We start from the raw sequence: 11051 nt of genomic DNA, 5'->3' as shown, positions 1-11051 counted from the left end.
ACGACCGCGTCCAGGTCGACACGGTCGAGAAACGCGTCCGGATCGGTACGGGCCAGGACGGCGTCCGCGTCGATCCGGGCGAGGACGGCGTCCAGGTCTACGCGGGCCAGGACCGCGTCCAGGTCGATCCGGGCCAGGACCGCGTCCAGGTCCACCCGCGCCAGCAGCGCGTCCAGGTCCACCCGCGCCGACAGCCCCTCCAGGTCGATGCGCCGGACGATCCGGTCCACGTCCACGCGGTCCGCCACCGCGTCCACGTCCACCCGGGCGAGGACCGCGTCAAGGTCCACACGGGCCAGGACCGCGTCAAGGTCCACCCGGGCCAGGACCGCGTCCAGGTCGATCCGGGCCAGGACCGCGTCCAGGTCCACCCGCGCCAGCAGCGCGTCCAGGTCGATGCGCCCGGCCACGCGGTCGACGTCCAGCCGGTCGGCCACGGCGTCGAAGTCGATCTCGTCCACGACGGCCGCCGTCAGGGCCCGGACGAGCGTCCGAGCGAAGGACCGGGCCGCCTCGCGGGCCCCGGCGCGTTCCAGCGCTCCCCGCGCGCCCCAGGCGCGAATCCGGCGGTCCACCGTGCCCAGCACGGCCGGTGGCACGAACACCCGGGCCGCGGCGCGCGCCCAGCGCCCGGCCCGGTCGGCCGTGCCGAAGGCGGCGGACACCGATCGCCGCTGGACCGCGAGAGCGAGCCCGAACACCGCGTCCGGTACGGACGCCGACCTGCCGGATCGGGGCGGCGGCCACGGGCGCGCCGCGCAGACCGTCTGCGCGGCCATGTCGGCGAGGCCCACGACCACGCGTGCGACGCCCGTGACGACGGCCCGTTCGATGCCGTCCGCACCGGACCCGCCCTTCGGCGCCGGCGCGACCGGCCGGTCCCCGGTCCCGCTCATGCGGGCATCACACCATCCGGGCCGCGCCCTGCCTTCACCCGGCAGGGGTGAGCCGAGGGAACCGGGCGGAACGAGGACGCGGGCCAGGGCGCGGTGCGGGCGCTACGCCTTGCTGTGCGAGAACAGCTTCAGCACCGGAACCCCCACCCTGTGCCGGGCCCGGGAAGCCCAGTCCCGGTGGAAGAACTCCTCCACATAGTGGGGGTCGGTGAGCACGATCACCTCGTCCGCGGCCACCTCGCCGACCAGGGCCTTCAGCGCATCCAGCGGGTGGTCCTCGACCAGGCGTCCCTCCGCCGGGCTCCCCGCGGCGTGCAACGCCTGCACGGACACGTCGAGGGCCCGCTGTCCGACGCTCTTCGCCTCGTCACCCTCCGGGGTCTCGCCTTCGCGGACCGCCTCGTCGAGTTCGCCGAGCGCGATGTCGTCGATGGCCCGCAGCAGGCGGTCGGCCTGGTCACCGCGCGGCTGGAGAAGTACCTGGAAGGCCACCGGCTCGTCTCCGTGCAAGGTGGTGACGAACTCCACGTCGGCGGACGTCAAAGCCTTCTCGATCATCAGAACGCTTGTGAACACCAAACGCCTCTTCTCCTCCGTGGGCCCGGAAATAGCCCCTGCGGAAACCATCCTGCCCCGTGATCGCACGGGTAGTACCGGGACTAAGTCTGCCCTCCGGAAGCTAAACGGAGCGGCACATTCCGCCGATCTCAGGACCGACGGTAACGGCCGAACAGAAATCCGGCGTCCTCGAGGAGCGACGCGAGTTCGAACCGGTGCGGCACGGCGACCGCCGGCCCCCCGGCGATGCGCTGTGCGTCACCCGCCGTGAGCATGGGCGAGAGAGTGAGACAGAGTTCGTCCAGCACCTCGGCGGCGACCAGCTGGCCGAGCAGCCGGGGGCCGCCCTCGGTGAGCAGCCGGGTGTGTCCGAGGTCTGCCAGGGCACGCACCGCGCGCGTGGGGTCGACGCCCGTGCCCTCACCGGCGACGACCACCTTGGCGCCGGCCTTCTCGGCGGCGGCGACCCGCTCGGGGGCGGCCGCGGCTCCGGTCAGCACCAGCGTGGGCACCAGGGGCGAGGTGAACAGCGGGAGCGAGAAGTCCAGGTCCAGGCTCGCGGTGACGACCGCGATCGCCGGGGCCGGGCCCTGTCCGGCGGCCCTGCGGGCCTCGGCGAAATCGGCACGCGCGCGTGCGGGGCGGTACCCCTCCTGGCGTACCGTTTCCGCGCCCACCACGACCACGTCGGCGAGCGCCCGCAGCGTGCCGAAGATCCGCATGTCGGCGGCGCTGGAGATGGGCTGGGAGCGACCCTCGTGCTGAGCGGCGCCGTCGAGCGTGGAGACCATGTTGGCGCGCAGCCACGGCCGCGGGGCGCCGGGCACCGGTTCCGGGTAGGCGTAGGCGGTGGCGAGCTCGGCGAGACTCCACTCACGGTCGACGAGGGCGGTCGCGCCTGCGGGCACATGGGCCGCCCGAGTCCCGCAGACCCCGCTCGACCCCTCCCACTCGGTGGCCCCGCCGGAGGCCTGGGCTGCTGTTTCGTCGGTCACAGGGAACAGGCGTCGCATGTCGTGCAGTGTGACACGGCGCTTAGCATGGGTAACCGTGTCGTCCTCCACCGCAGCCCCCGGTTCCAGCTCCCTGACCGACGCGGGCCCCCTGTCCCTGTGCGCCCGCGAGCCGCACGTCCCGGCGGACCGGCTGGTCGCCGAGATGGTGCCGCCGCCGCGCTTCGACTCGGTCCGCTTCGCGACGTACATACCCGACCCGAACCAGCCCAGCCAGAGCGACGCCGTGCGGGTACTCGAGGACTTCGCGGGCGGGCTCGGCGGGGCGCACGCCTCCGGCGCCGGCCGGCGCGGCTTCTTCGGCTTCGGCAGGGCCAAGGCGCCCAAGGCCCCGGCCGGCCCGCGCGGGGTCTATCTGGACGGCGGTTACGGCGTGGGCAAGACCCACCTGCTCGCCTCCCTGTGGCACGCCACCCCCGCCGAGCCCGCGCTCAAGGCGTTCGGCACCTTCGTCGAGCTGACGAACCTGGTCGGTGCCCTCGGCTTCCAGCAGACCGTGCAGACCCTGTCCGGTCACCGTCTGCTGTGCATCGACGAGTTCGAACTGGACGACCCGGGCGACACGGTCCTCGTGTCGACCCTGCTCGGCAAGCTGGTCGACGCGGGTGTGGCGCTCGCCGCCACCTCCAACACGCTGCCGGGCAAGCTGGGTGAGGGCCGGTTCGCCGCCGCCGACTTCCTGCGCGAGATCCAGGGCCTGTCCGCCCACTTCCGCGCCCTGCGCATCGACGGCGAGGACTACCGCCACCGCGGCCTGCCCGAGGCGCCGAAGCCGTTCACCGACGAAGAGGTGACGAAGGCGGCGTACGCCACCCCGGGCGCCTCGCTGGACGACTTCCCGCATCTGCTGGAGCACCTGGCCAAGGTGCACCCGAGCCGGTACGGCGCGCTGACCGACGGGGTGAAGGCGGTGTGCCTCACCGATGTGCGGCCGGTGCCGGACCAGTCGACGGCGCTGCGCCTCGTGGTGCTCGCGGACCGGCTCTACGACCGCGAGGTCCCGGTACTGGCCTCGGGCCGGCCGTTCGACGGGCTGTTCAGCGAGGAGATGCTGAACGGCGGCTACCGCAAGAAGTACTTCCGCGCGATTTCCCGCCTCACCGCGCTCGCCCGCGACGCCAAGGGGCTCGTCGGCTCGTAGTCAAGAGCCGGATCGCGCCACACGACCGGCACTTTTCACGCTCTCTTGCGCTTGTGACGCGCAGTTGACCCTGCAAAGGACTTTGCAGGGTTAACTTGTTTCTTGACCGTCCATTGACCAAGACTTGGTCCGGGCAAGAGACGTGATGCGGCGGAAGGGGGCGCATGTTCCGAGGTACGACGGCCCGGGCCCTGTTCGCCGTCCTCGCCGTGGCGCTGCTGGGGTTCCAGCTCTTCACTCCCGCCGGACCCTTCGCATCCGCGCACACGCTCGGTCAGGCACAGGCCAAAGCCGAGACCGGAATCACCTCCCCGGCCGGGCCGGTGCGCGACGGGGTGGGCTCGCTGCGCGTTCCGGGCTGCCCGGGCGACCCCGTGGGCATCCCGCACCTGCGCGAGCGGCAGCGCTGCTCGTCCGCCTGCTGCGCACAGGAGCACCCCCTCATAGCCGGCCGGGCCGCCGGTGCCGACGCACCGAGCGCCCCCGGCGTCCCGGTCCAGCACGCCTCGAGACCCTCCGCAGCCCACACCCCGGCGGCCCTGCAGGTCTTCCGCTGCTGACCGGTGCCCGCCGCTCCCCCCACACCTGTCGTTCAAGTCCGACGCGCCCGTGCAGGCGCGCCAGGAGGAACTCACACACATGCAGCCCCTCATCGACAACGCCCGTACCTTCGGACAGCGCCCTGAGGAGTTCGCCGGGCTCGCCGAAGGCCAGTCCCCGCAGGTGCTGTTCATCACCTGCTCCGATTCCCGGGTCGTCCCGGCCCTGATCACGGGCGCCCGCCCCGGCGAGCTCTTCGAGCTGCGCACCGCGGGCAACATCGTCCCGCCCCACACCTCGCAGCACCCCACGAGCGAGGCCGCCACCATCGAGTACGCCGTGGAGGTGCTCGCCGTCCGCGACATCGTCGTCTGCGGTCACTCGCACTGCGGTGCCGTCGGCGCGCTGGTGCGCGGCGACGACCTGACCGCCGTACCCGCCGTGCGCGACTGGCTGGCGCACGCCACTCCGCGACCGGCCGGCCGGGCCGAGGATCCGGAGGTCGCCGAGGGCGTGCAGGCCCACGTCCTGACCCAGTTGCTGCGGCTGCGCTCGTACCCGTGCGTCGAGCGGCGGCTGGCGGACGGTCAACTCGGTCTGCACGCCTGGTACTACGAGGTGCACACCGGCGCCGTGAAGGCGCACCGCCCGCAGACCGACACCTTCGAGGCACTGTGAGCGCGCCGACGAGCGACCGGGCCACGCTCATATCCCGCCTCCCGCACCTCGAGCAGGACTTCGCCGCGTCCCTCGTCGTCTTCCTCGTCGCGCTGCCGCTGTGCGTGGGTGTGGCCGTGGCCTCCGGGGTCCCGGCCGAACTCGGCCTGGTCACCGGCATCGTGGGCGGCCTCGTGACCGGGCTGATGCGCGGCAGTAGCCTGCAGGTGTCGGGCCCGGCGGCCGGTCTGACCGTGCTCGTCCTCGAGGCGGTCGAGGAGTTCGGGCTGCCGGCGCTCGGCGTGATCGTGCTGGCCACCGGTCTCCTCCAGATGGGCATGGGCCTGCTGAGACTGGGCCGCTGCTTCCGCGCCATCTCGGTCTCCGTCGTCGAGGGCATGCTGGCCGGCATCGGACTGGTGCTGATCGCCGGGCAGTTGTATCCGGCACTGGCGGCCGAGGCACCCACCTCCGGTCTGCGCAAGATCGCGGGACTGCCCGGGGCGTTCCTGGACGCCCTGGGCGACGGCAGGGCGACGGCGTCGCTCGCGGTGTGCGCCGGCACCATCGCGGTGCTGCTGCTGTGGAAGCACGCACCGGCGAGGGTGCGTACGCTGCCCGGCCCGCTGGCCGCGGTCGGCCTGGCCACGGTGGCCGCGTCCGCGCTGGACCTGCCGGTGTCCACGGTCGAGGTGCGGGGCTTGCTGGGCTCGGTGCAGCCGCCGCCGATCAGCGCGTTCGGTGAGTTGGCGAGTGTCGGGCTGCTCGGCACGGTGATCGCCTTCACGCTGATCGCGTCGGCCGAGTCGCTGTTCAGCGCGGCGGCCGTGGACCGGCTGCATCCGGGGCCGCGCACCGAGTACGACAGGGAACTGGTCGCCCAGGGCGCCGGCAACACGGTGTGCGGGCTGCTCGGCGCGCTGCCGATGACCGCGGTGATCGTGCGCAGCGCGGCCAATGTGCAGGCGGGCGCCCGTACGAAGACCTCCCGCGTGCTGCACGGGGTGTGGCTGCTGCTGTTCGCCGCGCTGCTGCCGGGCGCGCTCGCCCATCTCCCGATCCCGGCGCTCGCGGGCATCCTGATCCACTCGGGTGCCAAGCTGGTCCCGGTCCGGGCACTCGCCGTGCTGTGGCGCGAGCACCGGGGGGAGGCGCTGATCCTGGCCGTGACCGCGGTTTCGATCGTGGCGGTCAGCATGTTCGAGGGCGTGCTGATCGGGCTGGGGCTGGCGGTGGCCAAGGCCGCCTGGCAGGCCTCGTACATCAGGCTGGAGGTCGTCGACAAGGGTGCGGGCCCGGTCGACGCCCGCCTCTCGGGCAATGCGACCTTCCTGCGGCTGCCGAAGATCCTGGACGGCCTGGAGTCGCTGCCCCGGGACCGCCCGGTCCGCCTGGACCTGTCCGGCCTGCACCATCTGGACCACGCCTGCCGTACGGCCCTGGCGAGCTGGGCCGAGCGGCACAGCGCGGTGGGGACGGAACCGGTGAAGCTGTCGGCGCCGGTGGGCTGAGGTCGCCCGCGGTGGCGGTGCCAGGGGGCTGAGCCCCCTGGTATCCCCCCGCTCCGTTCGGCCGGAAGTGGCATATCGTTACAGCAGCGGACAAAGCAAGGCCTCTCGGTGAGGAGGTCATCATGGTCCAGGAACTGCTGGGAGCGATCGCCGGAGCGGGGTGCGCCGGTCTGGTGTACCTGGCGATGGCTGCCCGGGTGGTCAAGCAGTACGAGCGAGGCGTGCTCTTCCGGCTCGGACGCCTCGCCGGTGAAGTACGGCCGCCGGGCCTGACGCTGATCGTGCCGGTGGTGGACCGGCTGCAGAAGGTCAACATGCAGATCGTGACGCTGCCGATCCCCGCCCAGGAGGGCATCACCCGCGACAACGTCACCGTCCGCGTGGACGCGGTGGTCTACTTCAAGGTGATCGACGCGGCGAGCGCACTGGTGAAGGTCGAGGACTACAAGTTCGCGGTGTCGCAGATGGCGCAGACGTCCCTGCGGTCGATCATCGGCAAGAGCGACCTGGACGATCTCCTCTCCAACCGCGAGAAGCTCAACCAGGGCCTGGAGCTGATGATCGACAGCCCGGCCGTCGGCTGGGGCATCCAGGTCGACCGGGTGGAGATCAAGGACGTCTCCCTGCCCGACACGATGAAGCGCTCGATGGCCCGCCAGGCCGAGGCCGACCGGGAACGCCGGGCCCGGATCATCAACGCGGACGCCGAGCTGCAGGCTTCCAAGAAGCTGGCCGAGGCCGCCCAGCAGATGTCCGGCACCCCCGCGGCCCTCCAGCTGCGGCTGCTCCAGACGGTGATGGCGGTGTCCGCCGAGAAGAACTCCACGCTGGTCCTGCCCATCCCGGTGGAGCTGCTGCACTTCCTGGAAAGGGGCAACCAGCAGCCCGCGTCGAACGGTGACGGAGAGCTCCGCTCCGGCTAGCGTGCCGTGCATGCGCTGGAGCATGGTGTGCGCCGTGGCCGCACTCGCCGTCGTGGCGGGGTGCGGGGACGGCGGCCGTACGACCTCGGCCCCGTCCCCCACCGCCGTACGGCGGCTGACCGTCACCAGCGAGGCCTATGCCGACGGCGGCTCCATCCCGCGGCGGCATACGTGCGACGGCGCCGACGTCTCCCCTCCGCTGGCCCTGAGCGGCGTACCGGCGCACGCGGCCACGCTCGCCCTGCTGCTGCGGGACACCGACGCCCCGCACGGCACGTTCACGCACTGGCTGATGTGGGACATCGACCCGCGCACCCGGCACCTGTCCGCCGGGGAGCGTCCGCACGGTTCGGCAGAGGGCCGCAACGACTTCGGCAGGCCCGGGTACGGCGGACCGTGCCCGCCGCGCCGGGACCGGCCGCACCGCTATGTCCTGACGGTCTACGCCGCCGATCGCCGGTTGTCGCTCGCCGCAGGGTCCACCGCCTCCGATCTGCTGCGGGCACTTTCGGGGCACACGGTCGCCATGGGCACGTTGACGGGCCGGTACGGGCGCGGATAGGGCGGCGCGCGGACAGTGCCCCGAGGGGCCGTCGTCCGTCCGCGGCGCCGCCGTGGCGGGTGGCCCGGTTCCCCGCGCCCCTGCGGAGGCGCGCGCCCTTGCACAGGTGTGAAGGACTCGAAGGGAAGGGCAGCGGTGGCGAAGAAGGGTGCGAAGGATCTCCGGGAGCTGCTGCGGCTCCCGCCGGGCGAGCCGGTCGACCTGGCCGCGTACGACACCCGGGCCACGCCCGGTGCCCCGGGCGGGAAGAGGGCGGCCCGCGAGGACACCGCGCGCACCGGTAAGCAGCTGGCCGTGCTGCAGGAGCGCTTGTGGGCCGCGAGCACGGCGGAGGACCGGCGGCGGGTCCTGCTGGTGCTCCAGGGCATGGACACCAGCGGCAAGGGCGGCACGGTCAAGCACGTCATCGGCCAGCTCAACCCGTCCGGCTGCCGGATCCGGGCGTTCAAGGCGCCGACCGAGGAGGAGCGGCAGCACGACTTCCTGTGGCGGGTGCGCGCCGCGCTGCCCCGGCCCGGCGAGATCGGCATCTTCGACCGCTCGCACTACGAGGACGTCCTCATCGCCCGCGTCCGGCATCTGGCCAGGCCCGCCGAGATCGGCAGCCGCTACGGTCTGATCAACGACTTCGAGCGCCGGCTCGCCGAGGACGGCGTGACCGTCGTCAAGTGCTTCCTCCACATCTCCTCCGAGGAGCAGCGGCGCCGGCTGCTGCGCCGCCTCGACCGCCCGGACAAGCACTGGAAGTTCGATGCCGGCGACCTCGACGAGCGCGCCCTGTGGCCCGCCTACCAAGAGGCGTACCAGCTGGCCCTGGAGCGCTGCGCGGCGCCGTACGCACCCTGGTACGTGGTCCCGGCGGACCTCAAGTGGTACCGGAACTGGGCGATCAGCCGCCTGCTGCTGGAGCACCTGGAGGAACTGGACCCGCGCTATCCGGAGGGGGACTTCGACGTGGCGGAGTGCAGGGAGCGGCTGCTGCGGGGCGCGTGAGGTGAGCGCTATGGCATGAGCGGTGTGACGTGAGCGCCGTGCCGTGATGACTCCGCGCACGCCACGAGATCATGGAAACCGGCGCGTCGCCACCCGAAATGGGATATTTACATACTAATCTCCGTGACTGTAAGCGGTCAACCCGTTACGGACCGCATCCGCACACTCACACCCATGGAGATGACATGCGCAGACTTCACAAGGCCGCCGTCCTGGTCGCGGCTCTCGGCAGCGTCGGTTTCCTGTCCACCGGCACCGCGTACGCCGGCGGGCACGGGGAAGACCACGGGGGCAACCACGTCCTGCAGAGCTCCCAGTGCAAGGACCACGACCTGAACCTCGACGTCCTGGGTGAAGTCGGGATCCTCAACGGCCTGCTGGGCAACGGGCTCAACGGCGAGGGCAACCCGGGTGCCCAGGCCACCCACATCGGCTCGACCATGGGCTGCAACAACAAGGCCTGGTAAGAAGCCCGACCAGAACCCCATGCCGGCGGAGAGGCGGCCTGGCAACCGGTGGGCCGGGCCCGCCACCGCCGGCATGGGAACGTGCGGCGACCTCACGTGCCCGCGGGCACGCTCCGCGGAGACACCCGGACGCGCGCGTGAGGTCGCCGCGCCCACCCGCGTGCGCGCGCAAGCGGACCGGGCAGCTGGGGAACGACCGCTGAGCGGGCCGAAGCCGGGTACCCGGCGGCCATGCAGAAGCAGCGGAAGGTCACCGACTCGTACTGGCTCCGCACCGCTCCGGGGCCGGCTCACCCCACGCTGGGCGAGGACCTCGACGTCGACGTGGCCGTCGTCGGCGCCGGCATCGCCGGGCTGAGCACCGCGCACGAGCTGGCCCGCGCCGGGCTGCGGGTGGCGGTGCTCGAGGCCGCGCGGGCGGCGGCCGGGGTCACCGGCTACACGACCGCCAAACTGACCGCCCAGCACACCCTCGTCTACGACCGGCTGCGGCGCACCCGCGGCCCGGAGGGGGCACGGCTGTACGCCCGCTCGCAGTCGGAGGCGATCGCGCACGCGGCGGCACTGGTCGAGGAACTGGGCATCGACTGCGAGTGGGAGACCCGGGACGCGTACACGTACGTGCGGGACCCCTCGCGCGTGGACGAGATGCGGGCGGAGGCGAAGGCGGCGCGGGAGGCGGGGCTGCCGGCGGCGTTCACGACGGAGACCGGGCTGCCGTTCCCGGTGGCGGGCGCGGTCCGGGTGACCGGACAGGCCCAGTTCCACCCGGTCAAGTACCTGCGGGCGATCACCGACGATCTCGTCGCGCGCGGCGGCCAGGTGTACGAGCGGACCCGGGTGGTCGGACTGCAGGAGGGCGGGGAGCCGTGCCGCCTGACGACCGAGGCGGGCCACACGGTCACCGCCCGGGACGTCGTGATCGCCACCCACTACCCGGTGTTCGACCGGGCGCTGCTGTTCGCCCGGCTCTCCCCGCGCCGCGAGCTGGTCGTCGCGGGGCCCCTGGGCGACGGACACCCCGACATCGACGGCATGTACATCACACCCGAGGAGAACACCCGCTCGGTGCGCACCGCACCGTTGGGAACGGACGGACAACGGCTCCTGGTGGTCACCGGGGAACACTTCACGCCCGGCACCGGCGATGTGCGGGCCGGATTCGACGACCTCGCGGCCTGGGCCGAGGAGCACTTCCCCGGTGTGACCCTGGACCATGCCTGGGCCACCCAGGACAACGACTCCACCGACACGGTGCCGCTGGTCGGCCCCTTCCACCCGGCCGCCCGGCACACCTACGTCGCCACCGGGTTCGGCGGCTGGGGACTGAGCGGCGGACTCATGGCCGGGCTGCTGCTGACCTCCCTGATCACCGGCCGGGACTGCGCCTGGCGCGAACTGTACGACCCACGACGGCTGAAGCCGGTGGTGCGCGAGGCGACGTCGTTGCTGAAGGCGCAGGCGGAGGTGGCCCGGCACTTCGTCGGCGACCGGCTGAAACCGCCGGCCTCGGTGGACGACCTGGCACCCGGCGACGGCGCGGTGGTCCGGGCCGACGGCGGCCGGGTCGCGGTGCACCGGGACGAGGAGGGCGCCCTGCACGCGGTCTCGGCCCGCTGCACCCACCTGGGCTGTCTGGTCTCCTTCAACCGGGCCGAACGTGCCTGGGAGTGCCCCTGCCACGGCTCCCGCTTCGCCGTCGACGGCACGGTGATCCAGGGACCGGCGGTCCGGCCGCTGGAGCAGCGGGACCTGTGAGGCTGTGCGAAGGCCGATCGCGGCCGCGCTCC

At 72.7% G+C, this 11051-nt stretch carries 12 protein-coding genes; 9 read left to right on the top strand and 3 right to left on the bottom strand.

Features of this window, described 5'->3' with window-relative positions; genetic code table 11:
• From ABZ919_RS04155 to ABZ919_RS04145, 3 genes are all read right to left on the bottom strand, one after another.
• The coding region (locus ABZ919_RS04155; protein WP_361242531.1) for a hypothetical protein at positions 1-896 on the bottom strand (896 nt) is incomplete at its 3' end.
• A 102-nt stretch (positions 897-998) separates the two neighbouring features.
• Positions 999-1472, bottom strand: coding sequence for an indole-3-glycerol phosphate synthase (locus tag ABZ919_RS04150; protein ID WP_361242528.1), 474 nt, complete (start codon positions 1470-1472; stop codon positions 999-1001).
• A 131-nt stretch (positions 1473-1603) separates the two neighbouring features.
• The gene (locus ABZ919_RS04145; RefSeq protein ID WP_361242525.1) at positions 1604-2467 is read right to left on the bottom strand and encodes a pyrimidine reductase family protein; all 864 of its coding nucleotides are present in this window, start codon (positions 2465-2467) and stop codon (positions 1604-1606) included.
• A 37-nt stretch (positions 2468-2504) separates the two neighbouring features.
• Between ABZ919_RS04145 and zapE the strand changes: the two genes are divergently transcribed.
• From zapE to ABZ919_RS04100, 9 genes are all read left to right on the top strand, one after another.
• The gene (gene zapE, locus ABZ919_RS04140) at positions 2505-3608 is read left to right on the top strand and encodes a cell division protein ZapE (RefSeq protein ID WP_361242522.1); all 1104 of its coding nucleotides are present in this window, start codon (positions 2505-2507) and stop codon (positions 3606-3608) included.
• 164 nt (positions 3609-3772) lie between these two features.
• Positions 3773-4168: a hypothetical protein gene (locus tag ABZ919_RS04135; RefSeq protein WP_361242519.1), complete on the top strand. Its 396-nt coding sequence runs from the start codon at positions 3773-3775 to the stop codon at positions 4166-4168.
• A 79-nt stretch (positions 4169-4247) separates the two neighbouring features.
• Complete coding sequence (locus ABZ919_RS04130; RefSeq protein ID WP_361242516.1) at positions 4248-4826, top strand: carbonic anhydrase; 579 nt, start codon at positions 4248-4250, stop codon at positions 4824-4826.
• Positions 4823-6316: a SulP family inorganic anion transporter gene (locus ABZ919_RS04125; RefSeq protein WP_361242513.1), complete on the top strand. Its 1494-nt coding sequence runs from the start codon at positions 4823-4825 to the stop codon at positions 6314-6316. The genes ABZ919_RS04130 and ABZ919_RS04125 overlap by 4 nt, the downstream gene beginning before the upstream one ends.
• A 122-nt stretch (positions 6317-6438) precedes the next feature.
• Positions 6439-7239: a slipin family protein gene (locus ABZ919_RS04120; RefSeq protein ID WP_361242510.1), complete on the top strand. Its 801-nt coding sequence runs from the start codon at positions 6439-6441 to the stop codon at positions 7237-7239.
• Positions 7240-7249: 10 nt separating this feature from the next.
• A complete protein-coding gene (locus ABZ919_RS04115) occupies positions 7250-7801 on the top strand; it encodes a YbhB/YbcL family Raf kinase inhibitor-like protein (protein ID WP_361242507.1) in 552 nt (183 codons plus the stop codon).
• Between the two features lie 135 nt (positions 7802-7936).
• The gene (locus ABZ919_RS04110) at positions 7937-8794 is read left to right on the top strand and encodes a PPK2 family polyphosphate kinase (RefSeq protein WP_361242505.1); all 858 of its coding nucleotides are present in this window, start codon (positions 7937-7939) and stop codon (positions 8792-8794) included.
• 185 nt (positions 8795-8979) lie between these two features.
• Positions 8980-9261, top strand: a complete 282-nt coding sequence (locus ABZ919_RS04105) for a hypothetical protein (protein ID WP_361242502.1) — start codon at positions 8980-8982, stop codon at positions 9259-9261.
• A gap of 231 nt (positions 9262-9492) precedes the next feature.
• Entirely contained in the window at positions 9493-11019 is a 1527-nt protein-coding gene (locus ABZ919_RS04100; protein ID WP_361242499.1) for an FAD-dependent oxidoreductase, read from the top strand.
• The last annotated feature ends 32 nt before the right edge of the window (positions 11020-11051 follow it).

This window comes from Streptomyces sp. NPDC046759 (assembly GCF_040645475.1).
Lineage (GTDB): Bacteria > Actinomycetota > Actinomycetes > Streptomycetales > Streptomycetaceae > Streptomyces.
This window is presented reverse-complemented; position numbering and strand designations above follow the sequence as displayed.

Bases quoted from the DNA above. Each gene is read 5' to 3' on its own strand.
- ABZ919_RS04145 (WP_361242525.1), bottom strand. From the start codon at position 2,467: ATGCGACGCCTGTTCCCTGTGACCGACGAAACAGCAGCCCAGGCCTCC.
- ABZ919_RS04135 (WP_361242519.1), top strand. From the start codon at position 3,773: ATGTTCCGAGGTACGACGGCCCGGGCCCTGTTCGCCGTCCTCGCCGTG.
- ABZ919_RS04130 (WP_361242516.1), top strand. From the start codon at position 4,248: ATGCAGCCCCTCATCGACAACGCCCGTACCTTCGGACAGCGCCCTGAG.
- ABZ919_RS04120 (WP_361242510.1), top strand. From the start codon at position 6,439: ATGGTCCAGGAACTGCTGGGAGCGATCGCCGGAGCGGGGTGCGCCGGT.
- ABZ919_RS04115 (WP_361242507.1), top strand. From the start codon at position 7,250: ATGCGCTGGAGCATGGTGTGCGCCGTGGCCGCACTCGCCGTCGTGGCG.
- ABZ919_RS04105 (WP_361242502.1), top strand. From the start codon at position 8,980: ATGCGCAGACTTCACAAGGCCGCCGTCCTGGTCGCGGCTCTCGGCAGC.
- ABZ919_RS04100 (WP_361242499.1), top strand. From the start codon at position 9,493: ATGCAGAAGCAGCGGAAGGTCACCGACTCGTACTGGCTCCGCACCGCT.